This window comes from Solibacillus sp. FSL W7-1436 (assembly GCF_038007305.1).
In the GTDB taxonomy this organism is placed as follows: domain Bacteria; phylum Bacillota; class Bacilli; order Bacillales_A; family Planococcaceae; genus Solibacillus.
Genome location: NZ_JBBOWV010000001.1, coordinates 2,040,925 through 2,066,297, shown reverse-complemented (window position 1 = coordinate 2,066,297; position 25,373 = coordinate 2,040,925). Strand labels below are relative to the sequence as shown.

At 38.6% G+C, this 25,373-nt stretch carries 20 protein-coding genes; 1 reads left to right on the top strand and 19 read right to left on the bottom strand.

Annotated features, from left to right (window positions below; genetic code table 11):
* Positions 1–38: 38 nt before the first annotated feature.
* Entirely contained in the window at positions 39–929 is an 891-nt protein-coding gene (locus MKX73_RS10285) for a sulfurtransferase (protein WP_340718882.1), read from the top strand.
* Positions 930–999: 70 nt separating this feature from the next.
* Here the strand turns inward: MKX73_RS10285 and MKX73_RS10280 are convergent, their stop codons facing one another.
* The 19 genes from MKX73_RS10280 to MKX73_RS10190 all read right to left on the bottom strand — a co-directional run bounded on the left by MKX73_RS10280 (position 1,000) and on the right by MKX73_RS10190 (position 25,351).
* Positions 1,000–1,785, bottom strand: a complete 786-nt coding sequence (locus MKX73_RS10280) for a 5-deoxy-glucuronate isomerase (protein ID WP_340717347.1) — start codon at positions 1,783–1,785, stop codon at positions 1,000–1,002.
* On the bottom strand, positions 1,778–2,623 hold the full coding sequence (locus MKX73_RS10275) for a ketose-bisphosphate aldolase (RefSeq protein WP_340717346.1): 846 nt from the start codon (positions 2,621–2,623) through the stop codon (positions 1,778–1,780). Before MKX73_RS10275 ends, MKX73_RS10280 begins: the two co-directional genes overlap by 8 nt.
* An 11-nt stretch (positions 2,624–2,634) precedes the next feature.
* Positions 2,635–3,516: a myo-inosose-2 dehydratase gene (gene iolE, locus MKX73_RS10270; protein WP_340717345.1), complete on the bottom strand. Its 882-nt coding sequence runs from the start codon at positions 3,514–3,516 to the stop codon at positions 2,635–2,637.
* A gap of 11 nt (positions 3,517–3,527) precedes the next feature.
* The gene (gene iolD / locus MKX73_RS10265; RefSeq protein WP_340717344.1) at positions 3,528–5,438 is read right to left on the bottom strand and encodes a 3D-(3,5/4)-trihydroxycyclohexane-1,2-dione acylhydrolase (decyclizing); all 1,911 of its coding nucleotides are present in this window, start codon (positions 5,436–5,438) and stop codon (positions 3,528–3,530) included.
* A 14-nt stretch (positions 5,439–5,452) separates the two neighbouring features.
* The gene (locus tag MKX73_RS10260; RefSeq protein ID WP_340717343.1) at positions 5,453–6,919 is read right to left on the bottom strand and encodes a CoA-acylating methylmalonate-semialdehyde dehydrogenase; all 1,467 of its coding nucleotides are present in this window, start codon (positions 6,917–6,919) and stop codon (positions 5,453–5,455) included.
* Between the two features lie 17 nt (positions 6,920–6,936).
* Positions 6,937–7,920 (bottom strand): 5-dehydro-2-deoxygluconokinase, encoded by a 984-nt coding sequence (iolC, locus tag MKX73_RS10255; RefSeq protein ID WP_340717342.1) that lies wholly within the window; start codon positions 7,918–7,920, stop codon positions 6,937–6,939.
* Positions 7,904–8,926: an inositol 2-dehydrogenase gene (gene iolG / locus MKX73_RS10250; protein WP_340717341.1), complete on the bottom strand. Its 1,023-nt coding sequence runs from the start codon at positions 8,924–8,926 to the stop codon at positions 7,904–7,906. The genes iolC and iolG overlap by 17 nt, the downstream gene beginning before the upstream one ends.
* Positions 8,923–9,939, bottom strand: coding sequence for a LacI family DNA-binding transcriptional regulator (locus tag MKX73_RS10245; RefSeq protein ID WP_340717340.1), 1,017 nt, complete (start codon positions 9,937–9,939; stop codon positions 8,923–8,925). The genes iolG and MKX73_RS10245 overlap by 4 nt, the downstream gene beginning before the upstream one ends.
* A gap of 18 nt (positions 9,940–9,957) precedes the next feature.
* Entirely contained in the window at positions 9,958–10,929 is a 972-nt protein-coding gene (locus MKX73_RS10240) for a sugar ABC transporter substrate-binding protein (RefSeq protein WP_340717339.1), read from the bottom strand.
* A gap of 17 nt (positions 10,930–10,946) precedes the next feature.
* Positions 10,947–11,951: an ABC transporter permease gene (locus MKX73_RS10235; RefSeq protein ID WP_340717338.1), complete on the bottom strand. Its 1,005-nt coding sequence runs from the start codon at positions 11,949–11,951 to the stop codon at positions 10,947–10,949.
* Positions 11,952–11,965: 14 nt separating this feature from the next.
* Positions 11,966–13,465 (bottom strand): sugar ABC transporter ATP-binding protein, encoded by a 1,500-nt coding sequence (locus tag MKX73_RS10230; protein WP_340717337.1) that lies wholly within the window; start codon positions 13,463–13,465, stop codon positions 11,966–11,968.
* 12 nt (positions 13,466–13,477) lie between these two features.
* Positions 13,478–14,476 carry a Gfo/Idh/MocA family oxidoreductase gene (locus MKX73_RS10225; RefSeq protein ID WP_340717336.1) on the bottom strand — a complete coding sequence of 333 codons (999 nt, stop codon included), beginning with the start codon at positions 14,474–14,476 and terminating at the stop codon, positions 13,478–13,480.
* A gap of 5 nt (positions 14,477–14,481) precedes the next feature.
* The gene (locus MKX73_RS10220) at positions 14,482–15,465 is read right to left on the bottom strand and encodes a Gfo/Idh/MocA family protein (protein WP_340717335.1); all 984 of its coding nucleotides are present in this window, start codon (positions 15,463–15,465) and stop codon (positions 14,482–14,484) included.
* A 544-nt stretch (positions 15,466–16,009) separates the two neighbouring features.
* Complete coding sequence (locus MKX73_RS10215) at positions 16,010–19,381, bottom strand: S-layer homology domain-containing protein (protein WP_340717334.1); 3,372 nt, start codon at positions 19,379–19,381, stop codon at positions 16,010–16,012.
* A gap of 91 nt (positions 19,382–19,472) precedes the next feature.
* Positions 19,473–20,231 carry an IS21-like element helper ATPase IstB gene (gene istB / locus MKX73_RS10210; RefSeq protein WP_340717333.1) on the bottom strand — a complete coding sequence of 253 codons (759 nt, stop codon included), beginning with the start codon at positions 20,229–20,231 and terminating at the stop codon, positions 19,473–19,475.
* The gene (istA, locus tag MKX73_RS10205; RefSeq protein WP_340717332.1) at positions 20,228–21,775 is read right to left on the bottom strand and encodes an IS21 family transposase; all 1,548 of its coding nucleotides are present in this window, start codon (positions 21,773–21,775) and stop codon (positions 20,228–20,230) included. Before istA ends, istB begins: the two co-directional genes overlap by 4 nt.
* A gap of 108 nt (positions 21,776–21,883) precedes the next feature.
* Positions 21,884–22,117, bottom strand: a complete 234-nt coding sequence (locus MKX73_RS10200; protein WP_340717331.1) for an S-layer homology domain-containing protein — start codon at positions 22,115–22,117, stop codon at positions 21,884–21,886.
* 234 nt (positions 22,118–22,351) lie between these two features.
* Positions 22,352–23,350, bottom strand: a complete 999-nt coding sequence (gene galE / locus MKX73_RS10195; protein WP_340717330.1) for a UDP-glucose 4-epimerase GalE — start codon at positions 23,348–23,350, stop codon at positions 22,352–22,354.
* A 666-nt stretch (positions 23,351–24,016) separates the two neighbouring features.
* Positions 24,017–25,351, bottom strand: coding sequence for a sugar transferase (locus tag MKX73_RS10190; RefSeq protein ID WP_340717329.1), 1,335 nt, complete (start codon positions 25,349–25,351; stop codon positions 24,017–24,019).
* Between the last annotated feature and the right edge of the window lie 22 nt (positions 25,352–25,373).

Genomic DNA, 25,373 nt, shown 5'->3' with positions numbered 1-25,373 from the left:
ACTATTCAGTTTTAATTGCGCAAAGGAGCTTGATATTGATGAAAAATATCCCTTATATAGTGGATGGTGACTGGTTGGAGGCTAGACTGGAAGATCCGAACCTATGCTTAATCGATGCATCAACATTCTTAAAAATTCCTGAGGGAGAAGGGTTTCCAGAGCTCTGGTCCGGATTCGAAGCTTATAAAGAAGAGCATATTCCCGGAGCGGCTTATGCTGATTTACTGAAAGACTTCACTAACCCTGAAGGAAAGGTACCTTTTACAATTGCCACAAGAGAGCAATTTTTGAAAGCTGTGGAACCTTTAGGTATTACTGAGGAGACATATGTAGTGATCTATGACCGCGGCCCATTAGTAAATGTCGATATACTAGCATCCGACTGGTCGGCACGTTTACGCTGGCAGTTAAAATATGAAGGCTTTGATAATGTAGCCGTACTTGACGGCGGATTCCGCAAGTGGAAGCTTGATGGCCGTCCAACTGAATCAGGAATCTCAAACTATGAGCCTGCGCCATTCCCGGGAGAACGCCGCGAGCATCTGATCGTATCAAAAGAAGAGGTAAAAGCAGCTTTAGGGGATGAAAATACAGTATTAATCAATAGTTTGTCGGAGGCAGATTTCAGAGGTGAAACAACAACATACCCGCGCCCTGGTCATATCCCGGGAAGCAAGCATGCGTTCTTCGGATCCCATTCAAATCCGGAAACACGTTTACTGAACGATGATGCTACATTACGTGCTACCTTTGATAAGTTAGGGGCACTTGATCCAAATAAAAAGGTGATTACTTATTGCGGCGGTGGAATTGCTGCGACATGGAACGCATTATTACTCAATAAACTAGGACAGGAAAATGTGTCAGTATATGATGGATCGTTGAATGAGTGGGCGGCTGATGAAAGCTGTCCGTTGGTGACTGGTTAAATGTATCCATAAAAACAAACAAGCTCAAGATCATCTTGCCAATTGATCGAGAGCTTGTTTTTGTTCGGTTTTATTTTTTATGGTTTGGCCAAATAGATGGTTGTTCTTCCAACAACCATTTATGCTCATCTACGAATATTCTTTCAGTCCAAGGTTTGTTATCCAAATGACGAATCATCCAACAAAAATACATTGCATAACCCGGTGCTGTCGATTGAGGATGGTCTAAGTTACCTGGTATAGTAATATAACTATGATCCTCTATTCTGTAAGCCTCTTCGCCGACCATCGCACAACCGAATCCTTGTGGTCGGTCAAAGCGATAATAATATACTTCCGGTTGTTGATGTACATGTGGCGGATAGCTGGACCATTTTCCAGGATGAGAAATTACTTCACCTATTACAAGATTGGAATATGGCGCGTTCGTGTAATCAAAAATTGTCCGAATTGTTCGGAATGCTGTATCATTCCAGACATCTGCCCCTGCATCCTCGCTCTGGCATTCCTCAGGTTTATAGAGGTACGCATCAAACTTCGATGCATTATCGGTTTTTTGTACAAGTACTTGACTGTCTTCAATTGCATTCATAATGACAATTGTATCTTTACTCACATGGAGACAATGGGGTTCTTCATCAAACAAACTTTGCCGTTTTACAGTTATTTGTTGCGTTTCCCACTGAAGTTCAACATGTGCTTCTAAAGGCAATACAGCCATCTCGCATATTTCATCCTGCAATGTAATCGATTCCCCTGCTTTTAAATGGTAAATTCCAATATCCATCAAGGAATCTGGATTGGACCTTTCTGTTATGGTGATGTATCCAAAATCCTGTGTTAATTTTTTATACATACTGAACCCTCCCGGCACTTCTGAACATATGGATATGCTTTTCCACATTTTCTGCAGAACCATCTATTAAAGCATTATGTAACTCGTAATAGTCTTGCATTGGTTCAAGTTCCTTTACTTTCTGTAAGGCCGCATGAAATGTGGATGTTGCTACATTAACTTTTGCAACACCTTGTGCAATTGCTACATGAAAATCTTGCTCCGTCAATCCTGAACCACCATGTAGTACAAACGGATACTGCAAAGCCTGTTGTAATACTTCCAAATGGTCAAAACGAATTTGTGTAGTACTTTTATAAAATCCGTGACTATTGCCGATTGCAACAGCTAGTACATCTACATCTACTTGGTTAAGAAACAGCTTCGCTTCATGAAGAGCCGTTAATTGTGCTTCAATATCTTCTGTACCATCTTCTGAACCGCCCACTTTACCAATCTCCGCTTCAAATGATGCTGAATATTGGCGAGCGATTCGAGAAATTTTTTGTGACTTGGCGATATTCTCTTCAATAGGAAACATTGAGCCGTCAAACATCACGGAAGTAAAGCCTAAATCCAGTGCCTGCTTTATTACAGACTCAGATAATCCATGATCAAGATGTACCGCTACTGGGACAGCTGCCTCTTTCGCTGCTTGTACCATGGCAGGTCCTATAATATGAAGAGGGGTTTGCTTTAACCGCACTTCTGCAATTTGCAGAATAATTGGGGCATTAGTACGTTCTGCTGCCTGAATGGCACCATTAATCATTTCTGTAGAAGCTACACTAAATGCGCCAATTGCATAGCCATTTTGATAAGCCTTGTCTGTCAGCTCTTTTACTGTTACAAGTGTCATCTATTCTTCACCTACCATCCTGCGTGTTCATGGATAAACTGTCTTGCATTTTTAGCATAGATCAGCGGATTCGCCTTAGCCGGGTCTTGCTCCGCCTCCACAATAATCCATCCGGAATAATCGCTTTGCTTAATCATGTCGAAAATCGGGGTAAAATCTATCTTTCCATCTCCGGGGATTGTGAAGACCCCTGCTTTTACTGCCTCCAAGAAGCTTAGTTCCTGCTCCTCCACCTGTACCAGTATTTCTTCACGTACGTCTTTTAAATGGATGTGCACAATCCGGTCCATATATTTGCCCAATACTTCATAAATGTCCTCGCGCGCAAAATATAAATGACCGCAATCATAAAGCAGCGATACCTTTTGAGAATCTGAATGATCCATTAAGCGTGCTATATCCCTATTTGTCTGGATACCTGTACCCATGTGGGGATGGTAGGCAATTTTCATGCCTTTTTCAGCAGCTAAATCTCCAAGCTTCTCCAATCCATCGATCAAAAAATTCCACTCATTATCTGTAAATACAGGCTGGTTTGCAGTGACTGCAATTGTTGGATTTCCCTGAATGCTATGGCCCTGCTCAGATACAACAATTACTTTTGCACCCATCGCATGCAAAAAATCGCGGTGTTCTATAAATGCCTGTGCCGTTTCTTCATACGGCTTTGTTGTTAAATAGCTGCTAAACCAAGCTGCCGCCACTTGCAAATTGCGTGGTATTAAATAATGCCGCAACTCTTCCGGATCACGCGGAAATTTGTTGCCGACTTCACACCCTTTAAATCCCGCTAACGACATTTCGCTGATACACTGTTCAAATGTAATATGGCCGCCCAGCTCAGGTAAATCATCATTTGTCCAACCAATTGGCGCAATACCCAATTCAATCATCTACTACCCTCCTAGTAACTTCTTGCCTTTAATTTTTGTTGCACATTATTTTCGTAGGCTTGCTTAATACTTTCCGACTTTGTTACTTCCGCTATTCCAACATGCCACCATGAGTCATAACCATCGGACATTGTTTTAGGCAGCACTTTTATATCAATCAGCGTGCTGACATTGCTTTTCCTGCTTTCTGCTATTGCCTTTTCCAGCTGTTCCAACGTGTGTACCGTAAATGTTTTAGCCCCATAGCCTTCTGCAATTTTTGCATAATCAATCGCCATAACAGCCCCTTGATGATCATTTCCTTCACGGTAGCGAAACTCTGTTTTATAGCTCGGCATACCATTACCCATTTGCAGATTGTTAATACAGCCAAACCCGGCATTATCAAATAGTAAAATATTGATTTTTTTCTGTTCCTGCAGGGAGGTTACAAATTCTGAATGTAACATTTGAAAACTGCCATCTCCAACCATTGCATATACTTCCTGTTCAGGGCTGGAAATTTTCGCACCAAGTGCTGCAGCGACTTCATATCCCATACAAGAATAGCCGTATTCCATATGATACGTATTTGGGGCATTGCTTTTCCATAAACGTTGCATATCTCCGGGTAAACTACCGGCTGCGCCTACGACAATCGCATCTTTCTCTACTTTTTCATTGATCAGCATAAAAGCACTCGTCTGAGTCATAGTTGTCTGCAGTGTGTCGATATAATCCGGTACTTGTTCATCCAACTGACCTGCAATCTCTAGCTGTCCGCCAATCTGATATGTCTTATTCTTTAAACGCTTCAGCTCTTGCTCCCATTGCTCTTTATAAATATCAAGCTGCTCATGCTGGGCGGTATATCCTTCTAATAGTTGCCCGAGCTCCTTGATCGCCAGTTTCGCATCTGCAATGAGCGGAATCGCATCCAGTTTTTGTGCATGGAATGGTGAAGCATTAATCGCGATAAGTGGTGTTTGACCTACAAGGGATTTAGAGCCAGTTGTAAAATCGGTAAAACGTGTACCGATTCCTATAATTAGATCCGCTTCTTTTGCAAGGGTATTGGCTACACTGTTTCCTGTAACGCCAATTCCACCTACATTCAAACGTTCCGATGAGACAATGGCGCTTTTTCCAGCCTGTGTTTCAGCTACCGGAATTTGATGTGCCTTTGCAAAAGCCAATAGTTCGTTACCAGCCTCTGCATACCGGACACCGCCCCCAGCAATGATTAGCGGTTTTTTGCTTTGACGGATCATTTCAGCGATTTGCTCCAATTGATGTTGCGCTGGTATGCGCTGGTCTATTACATGAACGCGTTTTTCAAAGAAGCTTGCCGGAAAATCCCATGCTTCTGCTTGTACATCCTGGGGTAAACAAATCGTTACTGCCCCTGTATCTTCAACCGATGTCAATACTCGAAACGCATTGATCATTGCCGACATCAGCTGCTCGGGACGTGTTACGCGATCCCAGTATTTACTTACAGCCCTAAATGCATCATTTGTTGAAATCGATAAATCATAGGTCTGTTCAATTTGCTGCAGGACTGGATCTGGCTGTCTTGTTGCAAAGACATCACCCGGTAAAAGCAATAACGGAATTTGATTTGCTGTCGCTGTTGCTGCAGCTGTGACCATGTTAGCCGCTCCCGGACCAACAGATGAAGTACATGCCATTATCTGTTTACGTAATGCCTGCTTTGCAAATCCTGTCGCAACATGCGCCATGCCTTGCTCATTACGACCTTGGTAAACTACCAATTCTCCCGGATCTTCAGCAAGTGCCTGGCCTAAGCCAAGCACATTGCCGTGTCCAAATATCGTGAAAATACCATGGACGAACCGTTGCTCCTTTTGTTCAAATGAAATATACTGTGCGTTCAGAAATTTGACGACCGCTTGTGCAGTGGTTAAACGAATTGTTTCCATTTATCTTCACCTCATTAATCTATAAATCTTGCTGTCACCATCTTTTTACGTGTATAAAATTCTACGCCGTCTTTACCATTCGCATGTAAGTCTCCATAGAATGAATTTTTATATCCAGAGAACGGGAAGAATGCCATTGGTGCTGGTACTCCTACATTGATTCCTAACATACCTGCATCGATTTTTTCACGGAACTCGCGAATAGCTAATGCACTATTTGTATATAAGCATGCTCCATTGGCTAATGTACTCGCATTCGCTACTTCAATTGCATGAGCCAGGTCCTTCACTCGAACAATCGATAATACAGGGGCAAAAATTTCTTCTTTCCAAATGTCCATCTCTTGCCCAACATGATCAAAAATTGTTGGTCCCAAGAAGTAACCTTCTCCTGCCGCTTCTTTGTCTTCGCGTCCATCTCTTACAACTGTTGCACCTTGAGCGATACCTGATTCAATAAATCCAAGTGTACGCTCTTTAGCCTGCTCACGAATAATTGGTCCTAAAAACACACCGTCTTCAATTCCGTTCCCAATTTTGATCGTATCTGCTTTTTCTTTTAATTTCGCTACAAATTCATCCGCAATACTTTCTTCTACCGCAACAACCGCGGCTGCCATACAACGTTCACCTGCAGAACCGAATGCAGCATTTGTAATTTCATTTGCTGCGAAATCAAGATTTGCATCCTTTAATACTACGGAGTGATTCTTAGCACCTGCCAATGCTTGCACGCGTTTTAAATTTGCTGCCCCAGTTTTGTATACATATTCTGCAACCGGCTGAGATCCTACGAATGAAATTGCTTTTACTGATTTATGTTCCAGTAAACCGTTCACTACATCATGCGCACCGTTTAAAATTGTGAAAACACCGTCTGGTAATCCAGCTTCTTTTAACAGTTCCGCTAAGCGGCTTGCTAATAATGGTGTACGCTCCGAAGGTTTTAAAACGAATGAATTACCGCAAGCAATTGCTAATGGAAACATCCAGCAAGGAACCATCATCGGGAAATTGAATGGTGTAATTCCACCGACAACTCCGATTGGGTAGCGGTACATGCCTGATTCAATATTAGAAGCGATATCCGGTAATTGTGATCCCATCATTAATGTTGGGGCTCCAGCCGCAAACTCAACACATTCAATTCCGCGCTGTACTTCACCATATGCTTCAGAATACGATTTACCGTTTTCCAATGTTACTAGTTTCGCTAACTCTTCCCAGTTTTCCACTAATAATTGCTGATATTTAAATAATACACGTGCACGTTTTGGTACTGGCGTTCTTGACCATTTTTCAAATGCGATTTCTGCTGTTGAAACAGCCAGTTCCACATCCTCTTTTGATGAAAGTGCTACACGCGCAATTACTTCTCCTGTCGCAGGATTGAATACATCTTCGTACCGATCACTTTTTGGCGCAACCCACTCACCGTTAATATAGTTACCAATTTGTTGAATATTCTGTGAAATTTGCATGTAAATGCCCCCTAGTTTTATTTGATATATGTTCCTTGCATTATTTTACTTTCCAATTCCTCTAATGTCGGCATCGCATCAGAGCAGCTATGTTTTGAGATTACAATCGATGCTGAAGCACTTCCATATTTCATGCTGTCCTCCAACGAACCACCTTGTAAATACTGGTACAGAAACGCCGAAGCATAAGAATCCCCTGCCCCAAATGTCTTTAAAACAGCTGTCTCATAAATCCCGCTTTGCACTTTCTCTCCGTCTTTGCTATAAGCAATGGAGCCTTTACCGCCATGCTTAATAATGACAACATCCGCACTATAATCAAACCACTTCTGTGCTGTCACTTCATCCTCATGACTTTCCTGTAATAAAGCTTCCATCATATCGAATTCTTCACGTGTTCCTATGATTAAATGACACTTTTCAGCTACTAAATTATAATAGACAGCCGTTTCTCTATCAGATTCCCAAGTATATGGGCGGTAATCTAAATCAAAGACGACTTTCGTATCATATTTTTTTGCATAATCCAGTGCTACAAAGACCGCCTCACGCGAAGGGCTTTTTGCTAACGCTGTACCCGATACAAGTAACCATTTACTTTGCGCAATCAGCTCTTCATTTACTTCTGATGAATTTAATAGTAAATCTGCCACATTATCACGGTACATTAAAATGCTGCATTCGCTTGGACTGATAATTTCCGTAAAAGCAAGTCCGGTTACAGCACCTGTGTGATCGGTTACAATACCTTTTGTATCAATGCCTTCTTCAACAAAGTACTGATGGATGAAGCGTCCCATTTGATCATTTGCCAATTTACCTATAAAACCAACTTTCATTCCTAATCTTGCTAATCCAATAGCAATATTAGCCGGTGAACCGCCTACATATTTTGTAAATGTCATCGTCTGCTCCATCGGTCTATGAATCTCATTGGCATTCAGATCTATGCATGCCCGGCCGATTGCCACAAGATCAGTTGTTTTATTTATTGGTAACATGCTCTTCACTTCCTCTCAGAGAAACCGCTTTCCCAAACTGTAAAGATTCTTTGCAAGCTTCGGCAATAAGCTCGGCTGCATATCCATCCTGTCCACTGCAAACAACAGGAAGCCCCATCATAATTGTTCTGTAAAATTCCAGCATTTCATCGATATATGCTTGTGAATAACGTTCCAAAAAGAAATGGTATGGTTTTTCCGCTTCAATACCGTTTACCGTTAGCTTTGTTACATTATTCGGACGGTTATTTTCCACATTCAGTGCTCCATCCGCCCCAAAAACTTCTAAACGCTGATCGTATCCATAGGCAGATTTACGACTGTTTTCAATGATGCCAATTGCACCATTTTCAAACGTCAACAGCACCATTGCAGTATCAATATCACCGCATTCCGCAATTTGCTCATCAATCAATGTAGTACCTTTAACAAATACTTCGACAATTTCAGACTGAACAATATAACGGGCCATATCAAAATCATGAATCATCATATCCATAAACAGCCCACCTGAAGTCTTAATATAATCAATCGGCGGCGGATGTGGATCACGGGAAGTAATCCTTAATGTATGCACTCGACCGATTTCGCCACGTTCAACTTTGTCTCTTACTGTTCTAAAGTTCTGATCAAAACGTCGATTAAATCCTACTTGTAATATAACCCCTTGCTCTTCTACTACCTGTAAAGCTTCCTTTGTTTCCTGCGCGGAAAAGCTGATCGGCTTTTCACAAAAAATATGCTTTTTGGCCATTGCCGCCTGTTTAATCAGGTCGGCATGTGTAGTAGTTGGACTGCAGATTAGTACTGCATCAATCTCTGAATCATTGATAATATCTAATGGATTATCCGTGACCACATCAATCCCATTAGTTTTTGCCCATTGACTAATCAAGTCTTTCTGAACATCGGCAATCGCCTTTATCCGGATACCGGGAATACGCTTTAAATTGTTGACATGTAACTGCCCTATTCTACCCGCTCCAATAACTCCCACTGTTATCATACTGTTTTAACCTCCAGTTTTTTCACCGTAGCACGTTCAATTAATTTAGGTTCAAAATAAGTTAACTGAAAAGGTGATGTAATCTTTTCTTCAATTGTATTTATCAAGGATTCAACCGCTAAACATCCCATTTCGTTTACTGGCTGCGCAATGGTAGTCAGCTGCGGGTGATAAAGCTGTGCAAAAATTGTATTATCAAATCCGATAACCGAGAGATCTTCAGGAACACGGATGCCCATTTGCTGCGCAATGTTCATCAAGATAACTGCCACAATATCCGTCGTTACAAATATTGCCGAAGGAAGATTATCCTGCTTTAATAATTGCTTTACCATTTCAATTGCATCTTCATACTCTGTATCCGAATGAAAGACTACAGAATCATCCAATTCATGTCCCATTTGATCAAAATAAGCTCTAAAACCGGCAATCCTTTGTTGCTCACTATGCCTGCTCTTTTCACCTATAATCCAAATATCACGGTGTCCATTTTCATATAAATATGCAGCTGCCTTTTGACCGCCTTTATAGTTGTCAGTTGAAATACTGAGCATCTTTTCAGAATCATTAAAAGCTGAAAACTTTACAATCGGCACATTTCTTATGTTTAATTCCATCAATACTTCATTTGAAATCTGCTCGGTAGCAATAATCATGCCGTCTACTTGTTGTCGCAGCAAAAGTTGAATATTCTGAATCTCACGTTCGATTTCATTGTAGGTACTGCAAACCATCATCGTATAGCCTGACTCATGTGCATATTTTTCAATAATTCTGGTAACTTCTCCAAAGAACGGATTTGCTATATTTGGCACAATGATGCCTAATGTATAGGTTCTCTTGCTAGTTAAGGCAGAAGCTATTGTACTAGGCTGGTAATTCAGCCTCCTCATTACTTCATTCACATGCTTAATTGTTTTCTCACTAATCCGGCCTGTACCATTTACTACTTTAGAAACAGTGGCGATCGAAACACCCGCCTCTTTTGCTACGTCATAAATTGTACTTCCCATCGCTAACACACCCTTTACTTACTTTGAAATTGATTTTAGGAAGTCCATAAACTCCTGGGCTGAATCTGCTGTTACAATTTCAATCCCTGAATCAATACGCTCTTCAATCTTTTCGCCGTTGATTGCTTTTATTGCATTTGATACTCCTTCATAACCCATATTGTATGGACTTTGAGCGACTGTACCTGTTAAGCCGCCATCTAATATTGATTGTACAGCTTCTTCCGTTCCATCGGTACCAAATATCTTCACATCAAGTTTTTTTGCTTGTACAGCACGTAAAACGCCTAATGCCATGTCATCATTTGCTGCAAATACAGCTTTGATATCCCCATGTTTCTCAAGAATATTTTCCATTACGGACATCGCTTCTGATTTATCAGAATTAGCAGGTTGCTCAGCTACAATCTCCATACCGGCTTCCTGTAATGCCTCTTTAGCACCTTTAATGCGGTCATCTGTGGAAGGATTCCCTAACGCTCCTGAAATCAATGCCACTTTGTCTCCCTTTGTCAGCATTGCTGCCAATGCCGTTCCGCCTTCAAAACCTGCCGTATAATTATCTGTGCCGATAAATGTAACCTTACCATCAAAATCAGCATCTGTATCAATTAATAATACAGGAATATCATTTCTTGACGCATCTTTTACTACATTAATAATTGTATCCGGCTGTGTTGGAGATAATAAAATGGCACTTGGGTTTTGACTGATTTGGTCTTCCAGCATATTTACTTGTTCCAATACTTCTGCTTCAGAAGATGGACCAACTACAGTTACATCCACACCCAATTCCTGACCCGCTTTCTTTGCACCAGCCTCAACATATTTCCAATAAGGACTTGATAATGTTTTCAAAACTACTGCTACACTGGCATCCGAGCTTGAACCTGAAGCCCCTTGAACTTCACCTGATGTTTCATCTGACCCACAAGCTGTAAGAACACCGACAACCAATACGATAAGTAATAGCCAACTGAATTTTTTCATAGTAACTCTCCCTTTTTTTAAGATGATTTTGATTTACGTTGACGAAGTACATCAACAAATACTGCAGCGATGATTACAATACCGATAACAGCCATCTGGAAATCTGCGGATACATTCAGTAAATTTAAACCGTTCCTTAATACTGCAATGATAAATACCCCTACTAAAGTTCCCCATACTGTTCCGACACCGCCGAAGAAACTTGCTCCTCCAATAATTACAGCTGCAATCGCATCCAACTCATAGCCAGACCCAGCTAATGGGAAGGCGGAATTGACACGTCCTACCATCATTAATCCGGCTAATCCGGCCATTAAACCACTTAATGTATAAACAATAATTAACACCCGGTCGACATTAATTCCTGAAAGTCTCGCCGCTTCCTTATTGCCGCCGATCGCATAAATGTATCGTCCGGTTTGTGATCTTGTTAAGAAGACATGGAACAGACAATAGAAAATGATTACTACTACAAAACTTACTGGGATTGGACCCACGTATTCACTGCCGAAGTACTGAATTAAAAACGGGAAACCTGCAATTGGGGCTGCACCAGTAATAATTAATGCCAGTCCTCTTGCAATATTCATCGTTCCCAGCGTTGAGATGAACGGGTGTGGCAGACGCAGCTTCGTTAACAGCACACCATTTAAAAGCCCAAATCCGGCACCAACAAGTAAACAAACCAGAATCCCTAAAATAGGATGCATTCCCATCGTGACCGAAACTAACCCCATTGACATAATCGAAATAGCTAAGATAGAACCTACAGACAAGTCGATCCCTGCCGTTAAAATTGGCAGCAGCATTCCTAGTGCAAGTAATGCATTTACTGTTGACTGTCTTGCAATATTCATTAAGTTATTTACTGTTAAAAATTTATCCGACAATGTTGTCAGGACAATCATTAAAAGAATGAGCGCCAGTAAAGATCCGAATTTACCTAATACACCTTTGTAGTTAAACTTGCTTTTCTCAGCTTCAACACTAATTTCCCCGCCTATTTCCGTTAGTTTTTCCATTACAGTTTCCCCCTTTATAAGCCGATTGTAGCCGCTTTCATTATTTGTTCTTGCGTAGCTTCTGCAATTGGTAAATCCGCTGTAATCTTTCCTGTATTCATTACTAATACACGATCACACATTCCCAGGATTTCCGGCAGATCCGACGAAATCATAATTACAACTTTGCCTTCATCGACCAATGTATTCATCAGACGATATACTTCAACTTTTGCACCAACGTCAATTCCTCTTGTCGGTTCATCAAAGATAAATATATCGGCATTTGTACAAAGCCACTTGGCGATAACAACTTTCTGCTGATTCCCGCCGCTGAAATGCCGGGCATTCAATTCAATGTTATTCGGTCTTACCTGCAAATCCTGAATATAGTTGTTTGCCTGTTCTTTCATTGCCTTTAAATCCAATAACCTTGACCTGCCTGTAAACTTCTTCATATTTGCCAGACAGACATTCAAGTCCAGCGGCAAGTCGAGCAATAGTCCTTCCGATTTTCTATCTTCCGTAATAAAGGCGATTCCCGCATCAATTGCCTGTCGGGGATTTTTAATTTTCTTTTCTTTTCCGTTAATAAATATTTTTCCGGCAACCCGTTTATCAGCACTAAATATAGCCCTTGCCAATTCAGTCCGGCCTGCTCCGACTAACCCCGAAATCCCGACAATTTCACCGTAGTGAACATCCAGATTTATCGGTTCTTGACCTGCCTCTACAACAAAGTCCCTTAAACTGAAGCCAACTTTCCCGCGTTCAAAATCTTTCTTAGGGAACTTTTCATCCAATGAACGTCCTACCATCAGCTCGATCCATTCGTCAGGTGTCGTAGTGGCCACTTCTACCGTATCGATAGAATTACCATCCCTTAAAATCGTAATCCGGTCTCCCAAACGCTGAATTTCTTCCAAGCGGTGGGAAATAAAGATAATTGCAATCCCTTCATTTCTCAACTGATCGACAATTTTATAGAGCTGTTCGACTTCCCGACCACTTAAACTGGATGTCGGTTCGTCCATAATAATGAGTTTAGCTTCCAGAATTAGCGCCTTCGCAATTTCCACCAGTTGCTGCTGACCCATTCCTAAATTGCCTAATGTTTCAGTTGCTAAAAGAGGGTTTTGACCGAGTCGAACTAATAATTCCTTTGCTTTTTCAATCATCTGTTTGCGGTTAAGCAAACTGAATTTGCTGTTTTTCAATTCTCGCCCTAAGAAAATATTTTCATAGACTGTTAATTCCTCGATAACATTTAACTCCTGATAAATCGTTGCAATCCCAATATCCATTGCTTCAATAGGCGTGTTAATCTTTACCGGTTTTCCTTCCCAGTAAATTTCACCTTTATCTAACGAATAGGCCCCTGTCAGAATCTTGATCAGTGTTGATTTTCCCGCGCCGTTTTCACCAAGTAATACATGTACTTCTGCGGGACTCACATTAAAATCGACCCCTTTTAGAACATGATTACTCGAGAAACTTTTGAATAGTTGTTTTACTTCTAATAATGGTTGTATCATCCTGTCACTCCCTTAAGCATTTGTTGGAATGAGCACCCCATTCTGTTTAAAAGACTGGGTCGCAGCAAGAGCTACTTTCAATGCCCGAATACTATCACTCACAGTTGCCAATGAAGGTAATCCTTGTTCAATCGCATTTGCGAAAGCGCTTAACTCATTGACATAAGCAGATGTAAAGCGTTCCTGAAACACTGGAATTATTTCATGTCGGTTTCCGCTGCCTGTTAATATCTGAACATTGGACTTCCGGTTACTGCCGATTAACAACGTCCCTTCTGTTCCGATGACTTCTGTTCTTACATCATAGCCGTAAAATGCATTTCGGCTTCCTTCTAAATCTCCAATGTAACCGTTTTCAAACTTCAGAAAAGCCATTGCCTGATCCACATCTCCCGCCTGACTGAAGTCCGGGTATTTTATAATACTGCCGAAAGCAGCAATCTCTGAAACGGTTGTCCCCATCAAGTAATGTGCCAGGTCCATGTCATGTATCATTAAATCAATAAAGATTCCTCCACTGCGTTGTATAAAGGATAGAGGTGGAGCATAGGGATCCCGGCTTATGCTTTTAAAATATATGGGCTGACCGATCGCTCCTTCATCTATCGCTCGCTTTGCCTCCATATAGTCAAAATCAAAGCGTCTCATAAAGCCGATCTGGCAAAAACCATTAGTCTCATCCAGTACTTGTTCTATCTTTAAAGATTCCTCTAAATCTAGGGTAAGCGGTTTCTCAACGAAGACAGCTTTACCTGCTCTTAAAGCACCTGTTACTAATTCAAAGTGAGTTGTAGTAGATGAAACGATAACTACGGCTTGTATACTTTCATCTTCAAAAATATCTTCAGGGCGCTCTGTAAAATGAGGTATCCCGTACTTCCTTGCAACTTCTTCAGCAATTTCCAACTTATTATCACAAACGACTTTTAAGTTAAAATTTCTAATTTTCAGTAAATTTACCGCGTGGCTAATCCCTAACCTCCCTAGCCCTATTAATGCTACAGAAATCATCTCTTTCATTCCTCCAGTGTAGTAAGTATTCGATTATTTAACGATTCATGTGCTTTTTGTATATATTTCATATTTTGAATGGATGCTTCCAAATATTGTTTAGCAATGTCCGGATTATTTATACAGCGTTCAAATTCTTCTATTTGACGTAAATACTGATCATCTTCAATTTTATGTTTTTCTATTATTTTACGATTCTCATCAAAAATCGTAATATGGCCTTTTTGGTCGTAGGATAAATCAGGTCTAAAACTGTGTTCCACCCGTACGCTGCCTTTTGTACCTATGATTTCATACATATCATAAAATGGCATATTCATAGAACAGGTGAAAGTAGCTGTCACCCCGTGCTGGTCAACCATCGTACACACACCCGTCAAGTCCACATCCTGTCCTTCAGTCTTAATATATTGGATCTGACTAGGATGAAACTTTAAAATTTGTGTAATTACATGCATACAATAACAACCAACATCATTCAAAGCTCCACCGCCTAAATTTGCATTTAAGCGAATATCATTTTCATCTTCAATCTGCCATGAAAAATGTGCCTTTATATGCTTTATCTCCCCGAGCTCTCCTTTGTCTATAAATGCCTTAACAAAACTATGCTGCGCATGATGTTGGTACATAAAAGCTTCTAAAACGACTTTTTCTGTTTCATGTTGGGCAGCGATTACTTCCTCTACTTGTTCAAGATTTACAGCTAAAGGTTTCTCGACCAATACATGTTTTCCAGCCTCCAAAGCCTTTATCACATATTTGGCATGTAACTCATTTGGTAATGGGATATAGATTGAATCCAGTGTTTCATCTGCCAATAGCTCGTCATACGAATCATAAGCTGTTTGAATTTGAAAACGTTCTAATTTAGGTTTTGATTTAGAGGCAATGGCTGCTACTTTGGATGTCGGACTTTTTCTGATAGCAGGTACAACTTGTTCAAATGCAATATTGGCTGCACTTAAAATTCCCCATCTTAATTCCAACTATAGAAACCTCCTATGTAAATTTAGTTAAGCGCTTTCCTTATTGCCTATTGTAATTGTCTGAATAATAAAATTCAAGAGAATTTTTGTTCTAAAGAGAATTTTTATGCTTTTAAGGCTTTAAAATTACAGTTTAAATTCCCTCAATATAGGTGAATTGTACAACCATTTTATTATATTAATATAGGTGATTTTTAGATTTATTAACTTCAAGAAATTAGTGACATAGTTATGTAACTGGGTTGAATGTTGTGGATTTTGTAAAACTACGTAATAAATTGTTTACTAAAATAATTTTAAAAACTGAATGTTTTTAAATCTATTTATTTTGTTTTCTAATTAAAATTTATCTACTAAAGAGTTTTAAGTTAGAAATTTAGCTAATGTTCTTTAGTAAAGGCAACAGAACCGGAAAAAATGCAAAAAAGCTATTTTTCTCTGAGAAAAATAGCTTTTTTGGCTGGGCGTTTAAATATTCTTTGCTCATGAAGGGCTTCTTCTTATTCAAGAATACTTCTTCTTATATTCCAAACTCTTGATAAGATCACTTCTTATTATTTTTGTTTACTTCGATAATTAAATCATACAGCTCTTCCAATGTTGTCGCTTTTTCTACCGCACTTCTATATTGCTCAACATTTGAGCGATCCACAACCTCATCTTTAATTTTCAATTCTGCATAAAATACTAGACTGATTGGACCCGCTAACATTTCTGAAGGAGCCGGATCTTTAATGCTGCGACTATAAATTTCCTTGATTACTTTTAATGCCGTCGCTTTCCCGCTATCATATGCTCCTCTATAGCCATGCCCGTTTATTTTTGTAACATTCCAATCTAGACGGAAATGACCTTTATCTTTGTCGTCTTCAGCCAATGTGATTTTATCGGTTCCCGGAACAATAAATGAAATGAGATTCCCCTCTTTTGTCCAAGTATACGCATCAATTGTAGATGTCCCTAAAAAGACGATCGGTTGTTCTAGATTAAAGTTGAATATTCCTTCATAGACATCTGAAACTTTAGAACCTTCTACGACATCGAACGTAGATTCAATTTTTGTTCCTGTTTCTGTACTCGTAAATCGGATTGAATCACCATATCTGAAATCTGTTTTATAATCTTTAATAATATTTGAATCATCTACAGTATAGACATATAGCCATTTGTTGCCTGGTATGAAAATTTGTTCCCCGACATTGTATGTCAATGCGTCTTTCGGTGCCTGATCAACGTTGCGTTTAATTTCAGGTGAGTTCCAAAAATCTTCAAAGTTAACTAAACTATATTTTACTGTATAATTTCCGACACCTGCCAACTTAATAGTATGGTAACCCAATTCTTTATAGTTAGCGATCAATTCAGCAGTAAAGAAATTAATATCCGGTAAAATAACTTGTCCGATTTTTCCTTTTAGATCATCAAAGTTTTGGAAAACTTCTTCAACTGGCAAAATAGTTGTTACTTTATCAACAGATTTAACTTCTTCACCTAGTTTAATTTTAGGATCATCTTTTTTAATATCAAGATTTCCAATCGTCCCGACTGTATTAATAGCTACTTCTTTACTTGTGTTCACTACAACATTTTCAAAGTTGCCTTCTCCGCCTACCACAACATTTTCATCTGATTCGATGATAACATTTGCGATAGATGCATTTAACTTTACATTTGTTACGCCTTGCCCGATTACAATTTTAGGAAGAATTTTTTCATTTGTTAAATCCGAAGTTATTTCTGCATTAGCAAATAACCGGATATTCGCTACTTCAGTAGTCCCACCTGTATGAAGTTCCACATCTGCTTTTCGTACTTCAATAATCGCTACAGTAGAATCTGTAAATGTAATTTTAAGACGTGTAGTTGCTGCTGCAAATGGTGTTAGACTCGCAAATTTTGTCCGCATTGCTAAAGCTGGCTTTGATTCAAATTCTACTTTGCCAAATACTTTAGTTTGAGCTATTTCCAAATTTTCAGTTCTGTCTGCTGCCAAAATAACATTACCCGTGACTATTATATTTGAGAGTTTTTCGATTTCGTTATTTACAACCTTTAAATCTCCATAAATCGTTATGCCTCCGCCTTGAATAAACGGAGTAGATGAAGACGTGTTGTTTAAAACAAGATTTTTCAAGGCAATAATTCTGCCTTCTTTTATGACCATCTCAACATTTGCATCAGATAATGTGTACCGGTTACCAAGGAAAAAGCCTACCAATTCTGGTGCTAGTTTATATGTTTGTGTATCGCCATATAAATTCACTTTTACCGTATCCGCAGATGTTACGGTCGATGAATCTCCCGTCGTAACGCTTATATTGGAAATTTTACCTTCTATCAAATTTCCTGCAGGTAAAACAGGTTTATATTCTGCTAACTGCTCGTCTCCTGGATCTAAAGGAATTTCTGGTAAAACAGGTTTTTCAATATCAGAATCTTCATTATCAGAAGGTTCTTCAGGCCCATCTGAATTCTCTGGATCTTTTGGTGTAACAATTGTATCTCCACCAGGTGTTGTAACTATATTTGAACCTGGGGATGACGTTGTATTGTTCACAGCTTCAATATTTCCGCGCACCTCATTATAGTTCGTAATGACCGAGGCAATATCTATAGCTGTCGGCAGAACGAGATTACTGACTTTAATCTTTGGATTTAATGTGACTTTAGCCAATGGATTTGTAATTTCCAAAGATGTAACCGTTCCGATAATATCAATAACTGAATTAGCAGCTTTAGTTACTAATTTCGAAATAGTGGCATTTCCTGTAAGTTTGATTTCATCAGAAGCGAGTAATGACACTTCATTATACTCGCCATTCAGTGTTAATTCCTGAACATTATTTGCAACCGATAAATTTGATACTGTACTTGTACCTGTTAACGTCACATCTGCCAGATTACGTGCAATATTTACCTTATTTAATTTACTGTTCTCAATTACATAATTCGGCGAAAACTTTGTATTTGCGACCGGTGAAATGCTTGCCAATTTTTCCGGCTCGTTTTCAATATTAAATGTACCTTCTACTTCCACATTACTTAATTTAATTGAGGATTGATTTATACCTGCAGCAGTAATGTCTTTCGCAATTTTAATATTTTTTACTTCTACAAAATCACCTGTTACAGTAAGTGAAGCATCAAATATTACAGATTGACCATCCAATATAACTGACTTTTCAGCTGTTCCACTGGAAGCAATTTGCAGTGATTCAACTGCTATAACACGGTTTTCTTCCACTGTAGCCTTAACTATAGCATTTGTTAATGCCGTATTATTTGTATCTGAAAATACACTTTGTAAAGAAGAATTAATTTCAAATATTCCTTCTGCTGTCTTTAAAGTCGTACCTTCAATAGACTGAATATGAAGTGTTACGGAATCATCAGCTGACATTTTTGCCTTTGCATTTTCCGCACGTACAACAAATGTCGCCATTTGTCCACGTGTTACCGCTTCTGCAGGTGCATACGTAGTATCTGTCTTACCTTGCGTAATGGAATGATCGATTAACGTTTGAATATCAAACTTGTACCCATTCTCATTCGATACGTCTTTAAATTTATGTGATAATGACGTCGACTTTTCCAAGCCGAACGCATTGACTAAAACTTTTGCCATCTGACCGCGTGTTAACGGAGCATTTGGTTTAAATGTATTATCCTCATATCCATTAATGATCCCGGCATTAACTAGCGCATTAATTGCCCCTATATATCCTGATTTAGATGTTACATCTTTAAATTTCAGTTCTTTTGACGAAGTATCCAAATTTAACGCATTTGCCAAAATTTTTGCTGCTTGTCCACGAGTTAATGATGCATTTGGACGAAAAGTACCATCTGAATACTGCGGAGCGTTTAAGCCAGCAGTGCGGAACTTTATACCAGTGAATGCGGAGTTTTGAGCCACCGAGTGCGGACGATTAAGCCACTCGTTAAAAATAAGAGGGAAACAACCACTACTAGTAGTGATTTGTTTCCCTCTTTCATGCTATGGAGGACTAGCGCTTGATGGGCTTTAGTCCATGACGTTCGCGCATCGATACTTCGCCATCAATTAAAATGTGGTAGGAATCATGGACGATGCGGTCTAAAATGGCATCTGCGATTTGGGCATGGCCAAGTTTGTCGTACCAGCCTTCCGGCGCAAATTGAGAACAGAAGATCGTAGAAGCTCGTTTTAGACGGGCTTCTACGATTTCAAAGACATTTAAAACTTGTTCTTCTGTGAGTTCTGTTAAGAGCCATTCATCAATGATTAATAAATCGATTTTTTTATAGTGTTGAATGAGCTTTCGATAGCTGCCATCTGCTTCATATTTAGCTACAGCTAATTCATCAAGTAGCTCAGGTAGGCGAATATATTTTACTTTATGGAATTGACGGCAGGCATGAATGCCGAATGCATTCGCTATATAGCTTTTTCCGTTGCCTGAAGCGCCCATTAAAATGATATTGTGGTGATTTTGAATATAGTTTCCTGTGGCTAGTTCTAAGATGAGTTTTTTATCTAAATGGCGATCTGAGTGGTATTCAATATCTTCAATGGCAGCCGATGGCTCATTGAATGTTGCTTGTTTAATTAAACGAGCAAGTTTGTTGGATTTGCGGCGATCGTATTCGGTATCCGTTAAGAGACTGAAAAGTTCATCAAAGTCCATCTCACGATAAGACTGATTTCGACTCATTTCTTGATAAAGTTCGGCCATTGCGCTTAAGCCCATTTCTGAAAGCTTACGTAACGTTTCTTGTTTACTCATTTTTTCTCCCTCCCAAAGTAAGCAGCTCCACGTGTAAAACCATGATTTTCGGTTGAAGCTGTAGTTGATTTTTTGGGTTTATTTTTGGCTTTAGACGTTTGTTTGGTTCTTTCTAATAGTCCCTTTAAAACCGTATTGGATGGGTTAGATGAGATTTCAAGCAACGTAGTAATCGCTTGTTCAAGTTCTTCAACTGCGTATTTTTTCGTGAGATTTTGTAGCGTATTTAAAATTTGAAGTGCCTTTTTCTCTACATGATTTTCTAAAATATACGCGACATACTTTTCTGTACATGGACCGATGGTTGCTGCCCATTTTGAGCTGTTTTCTGGATTATGCTCCACATATGAACGATGATGGTCAGGCATATGGTCGATGTTTGTGGAATATTGTCCAACGTTGCCTTTTAATCGTTTATGGGATGCAATTCTAGTTTCTTTAAAGTACACTTCAATTAGATCTGTTGTTAAGCGAATATCTACCGATTCACGGGCGTATTCGTAAGGGACGGAATAATACATGCGTTCAACTTGGATGTGGTAGTTCAGTTGAACCTTGGCGGTTTTCCATTCCGTCATCTTAAAGCGTGTTGGAGGAAGTTGTTGGAGAGTGCTTTTCTCTTCTTCCTCAAATACGCTTTTTCGTGTTCCAGGACGTTTTTGAAAATCGGTGGTGTTGATTTCTTCAAGTTTTTCAACGATATGTTGATTCAGTTCATTGATGTGAAAACACTGTATGTTGCGTAAAGCAGCGATAATTTGCCGTGAGGCATGTCCCACACTACCTTCGGCACTTGGTTTATCTTTTGGCTTTTGTACGCGACTTGGCACAATGACCGTGCGATAATGATCAGCCAGCTCACGATAAGCTTCATTTAGAACTGATTCTTCGCGCTTTGCTTTAATCACACCTGTTTTTAAATTATCTGGCACAAGTGTCTCTGTAACCCCTCCAAAGTAATCAAAGGCGTGGATATGTGCTGTCAACCAGTTGGCGGATGTCATATCTAGAAACGCTTCTACATACATCATTTGGCTGTAAGGTAAGGCAGCCACAAAAACATAGGCAGTTAAGTCCTCTCCTGTTGCACGATCTTGAATTGAAAGCGTTGCGCCTGCCCAATCTACTTCCAAAATTTCACCTGGTTTGCGTTTTAAAGGCATGGTTAATTTAAATTTTCGCGCATAATGACCGTACTTTTCAGCGAATGTACGATAAGCATAAGGGATTTTTTTAGCCTCCTTTGCGGCTATTGCGTACTCATGATGTAACAATTTAAGCGTGACGTGCTTTTTCTGCAGCTCCTTGTGTACATACTCCCAATCCACTGGACAGTAACCTTTTTCAATTGGCTGTTTCTCTGGGTAGAGATACTCTTCAAGCCACACATTTGTCATCGTATCGTTCAATGAGGTGACGTTTAGCTTTGCGGCACGTTGGATGACATCGGATACGGTATTGCGAGCGTGTCCGGTACTAGCGCTAATTGTACGTTGGCTAATTTGGTCGAAGGAAAGAGCTAATATCTTTCGGTAATCAATCATAAAAAATCCTCCTGTTCTGAAGTGTCATACCTGTTGGTATGCTCCTTCATTATACAGGAGGTTTAAGGGAATATATGTAAGTGGCTCAAAGTTTCCGCATTCGGTGGCTCAATTGTCCGCATTGAGTGGCTTAAAGTTCCGCACTGGTGGTCTTTTTGCTCCGCAATAATCACCATCTTCATAACCGTTAATAATTCCACGTTCAACTAATGATTTCACAGCTTCATAATGCGAATTTGCAGGTGTGATATCCTTAAATGTAGTATTTGCACTTGCAACAGGTGCGAACACTGTAGCTGCCACCGCTGTGGCAGTAAAGATTTTTAATGATTTTCCAGACAATTTAATATTCCTCCATTTTCCAATTATATAGTTCAATATACCATTGTGAATTGGAGATTAGTAGTTAAATCTGAGTAATATAATAAGCGTCAAATAACATAGAGCCTTTTAGGTCGCTATTTGACGCTTACTATTATTTGAAAAATTTTTATTTTCTAGAGGTGAAAAATCCCCTTCAAGTTTCTGCAACGATTTACTTGAAAGGGATAATATCAAATATTCATTTTTATACATCTAATCTTTAGAATTTAATTTTTCAAAATTCCAAGCATCTCTACACATATGCTCTAAATTACGTTTAGCAGTCCAATTTAACTCTCTTTTGGCTTTCGAGACATCAGCATAGCTATAAGCAACGTCCCCTACTCTACGTGGTACAACTTTATAAGGAATTTTTATTTTATTTACACGTTCGAATGTTTCAATAAATTCTAAAACACTCGTTCCTTTGCCTGTACCTAAGTTATAAATATGAACGCCAGGTTTACTATTTTCAAGCGCTGCCACATGACCTTCAGCAAGATCCATGACATGAATATAATCACGAACCCCAGTACCATCTGGCGTTGGATAATCATCACCAAATACTTGCAGTTCTTTTAATTTTCCTGTTGCGACTTGTGTAATGAATGGCATTAAGTTATTTGGGATTCCATTAGGAGCCTCCCCAATCCCACCACTTGGATGAGCACCAATAGGGTTAAAATATCTTAACAAAGCAACTTCAAAATCTCCATTTGCCTGCACTAAGTCTCCCAAAATACGTTCACACATTGCCTTTGTTTCCCCATACGGATTTGTAGTAGGAAGCAATTGCATAGTTTCATCGAAAGGTACTCGGTTACTTCCATATACAGTTGCTGATGAACTAAAAATAAATTTCTTTACACCTTTTTTTTGACAGATATTTGCTAAAGTAATAGTACTCAATAGATTATTTCGATAATATTTTAAAGGTTCATTAACCGATTCACCTACTGCTTTGTAACCTGCAAAATGAATAACGCCACTAAATTTTTGATTTTCAAATAGTCGGCTTACCGCATCTTCATCAATTACATCTATTTGATAAAATGGGATAGTCTCATTTGTTAAATTTTCTAAAGCATTTAAAACTTCTATTTTACTATTGCTTAAATTATCTGCTATTACTACTTTATAACCTTCCTTAATTAATGCAACCACCGTATGGGAACCAATAAAGCCAAGGCCTCCCGTCACTAATATACTCATATAATTTAATCTCCTTTTAATAGCTCTAACACTTTTTGTATATATGCTTCTACACCACGTTGATATCAAATAAATTAACTTCTAATTAAACAGGCACTCATAAAACAAGCTTTCATAAAGAAATAAATTAAATACTCCAAATGAAATTCCTCGAGTTTTTGAAGCTTTAACCGGATAACTGGTAATCTGCCTTCTACATAAGCTAACATAGTTCCTTGCTTAGAAATCGAATTAATTTCATTAAAAATTCGGTGAGTTAAATAATTTAGTCCATCACCATCCCGTTCATCAAACGGTTCCCATTTCATGAGAACTAGTATTTCGAATAATATAGGACTACCTTCTTAAATAAATTGACCAAGTAAATTTCACTCTGTTGAATAATTAACTGTTGAAGGATATAAGCCTTTCTTTTTCTTCCCTTCACTAAATGTCCCACTCATATTGAGATCTACATATACAAACTCAATTTCATGTTGAGCTATTCAATATAGGGTTTCAATGCTTATTTTGCACGTACACCTAAAAGTACCCCACATTGATTACTAAAAGTACATCGGCTCATGCTACGAATACCAAATGCACCAGCTCAATGTATATTAAAAAGAAGGCCAACTCCAATAAGTTTTGGGTTGGCTTTCCACAATAATATTAACATAGTTCAATTTACTGATTTTTATTTTTATTTCCTTCCGACTTATTTTTATCTAGCATTACAATTACCGTTCTAAATTGAATAATTATGTCTAATATAAATGAATAGTTCCGGATATAGAATAAATCAAAACGTAGCTTATCTTCTACTGTAGTAGTATATTTGCCCATTATTTGTGCATAACCTGTAATACCTGGTTTTACAGTACTTCTATATGTATAGGAATTATGCTCTTTTTCAAATTGTTTAATAAAAAATTCTCTTTCGGGACGTGGACCTACAATTGACATATCCCCTTTTAAAACATTCAAAAATTGGGGAAGTTCATCAATACGAGTTTTTCTGAGAAAATGACCAAACTTTGTAATACGCGGATCATTTTGCCCCGCTAATACAGGACCTGTTAACTTTTCAGCGCCTTCAACCATTGACCTAAATTTATAAATCGTAAACTCTTTATTATTTTGCCCTAAACGTGCTTGTTTATAAAATATACTACCCTTCGGTTCTTTGATTTTCATAATGATAACTACAATTAAAAAAAATAAAGATAAACTTATTAAAGCTATAGATGAAATTACTATATCGTATCCTCTTTTAATTATAGTTTGAGAAATTGACAAGCCAAATGGTTTTACACCCATTACCATCGTGTCATCAATTGTCGTAATAATTGATTGTGATAATAATGCATCATAAAAATCCGGTATAACATATACTATTTTCCCATTTTTAATTGCTTCATATATAATTTGCGATTTAAACTTATTGCCAATTTTGGATCCTATTACCACATAATCAATATCGTCTAATTCCCATAAAATCTTATCTAGTGAGATATTCTCCGATAAGTGTTTAATATCTGTTTTTTTTCCAAACTGGAATTCCATTTGATGAGATATTTTTTCCTTTTCTTCATACTCACCAATAAAAAGTACAGAATGAATTTTTTTAGAAATAAACGCATAAATAAAAAATTTCCAAATAACAAGCAAGCAATTCCCTATTATATAAGCAATTAAAATAACAGAGCGTGGCAAAGCAAATTCCCGGAATAAAAATGATGCCGCCATGGTTAAAAACATCATCAATGTTGATGCTACAAATACATTACGAATGATATCCCATTTACTTTTACTATCTACTGTATAAAGCTCATACATCATAATAAAAAATAATGTAATTAATAAAATCCATGGTACTAATGACAAAAACGCACTCCAGTTTTCTTGCTTTATATCTTGAAAGCGAAAATTAAACGCAAGTATATATGCTATAAACATTAAAAACAAATCTACAAAAATAATCGTAAACTTTTGAGTGCTAGAACTCCTTATATCACCCAAAATAAAACCTCCATTTTCCTAC

What these genes read in the sequence shown, in the direction of transcription:
- MKX73_RS10285 (WP_340718882.1), top strand. Translation starts at nt 39, where the DNA reads ATGAAAAATATCCCTTATATAGTGGATGGTGACTGGTTGGAGGCTAGA.
- MKX73_RS10280 (WP_340717347.1), bottom strand. Translation starts at nt 1,785, where the DNA reads ATGTATAAAAAATTAACACAGGATTTTGGATACATCACCATAACAGAA.
- MKX73_RS10275 (WP_340717346.1), bottom strand. Translation starts at nt 2,623, where the DNA reads ATGACACTTGTAACAGTAAAAGAGCTGACAGACAAGGCTTATCAAAAT.
- iolE (WP_340717345.1), bottom strand. Translation starts at nt 3,516, where the DNA reads ATGATTGAATTGGGTATTGCGCCAATTGGTTGGACAAATGATGATTTA.
- iolD (WP_340717344.1), bottom strand. Translation starts at nt 5,438, where the DNA reads ATGGAAACAATTCGTTTAACCACTGCACAAGCGGTCGTCAAATTTCTG.
- MKX73_RS10260 (WP_340717343.1), bottom strand. Translation starts at nt 6,919, where the DNA reads ATGCAAATTTCACAGAATATTCAACAAATTGGTAACTATATTAACGGT.
- iolC (WP_340717342.1), bottom strand. Translation starts at nt 7,920, where the DNA reads ATGTTACCAATAAATAAAACAACTGATCTTGTGGCAATCGGCCGGGCA.
- iolG (WP_340717341.1), bottom strand. Translation starts at nt 8,926, where the DNA reads ATGATAACAGTGGGAGTTATTGGAGCGGGTAGAATAGGGCAGTTACAT.
- MKX73_RS10245 (WP_340717340.1), bottom strand. Translation starts at nt 9,939, where the DNA reads ATGGGAAGTACAATTTATGACGTAGCAAAAGAGGCGGGTGTTTCGATC.
- MKX73_RS10240 (WP_340717339.1), bottom strand. Translation starts at nt 10,929, where the DNA reads ATGAAAAAATTCAGTTGGCTATTACTTATCGTATTGGTTGTCGGTGTT.
- MKX73_RS10235 (WP_340717338.1), bottom strand. Translation starts at nt 11,951, where the DNA reads ATGGAAAAACTAACGGAAATAGGCGGGGAAATTAGTGTTGAAGCTGAG.
- MKX73_RS10230 (WP_340717337.1), bottom strand. Translation starts at nt 13,465, where the DNA reads ATGATACAACCATTATTAGAAGTAAAACAACTATTCAAAAGTTTCTCG.
- MKX73_RS10225 (WP_340717336.1), bottom strand. Translation starts at nt 14,476, where the DNA reads ATGATTTCTGTAGCATTAATAGGGCTAGGGAGGTTAGGGATTAGCCAC.
- istB (WP_340717333.1), bottom strand. Translation starts at nt 20,231, where the DNA reads ATGAGTAAACAAGAAACGTTACGTAAGCTTTCAGAAATGGGCTTAAGC.
- istA (WP_340717332.1), bottom strand. Translation starts at nt 21,775, where the DNA reads ATGATTGATTACCGAAAGATATTAGCTCTTTCCTTCGACCAAATTAGC.
- galE (WP_340717330.1), bottom strand. Translation starts at nt 23,350, where the DNA reads ATGAGTATATTAGTGACGGGAGGCCTTGGCTTTATTGGTTCCCATACG.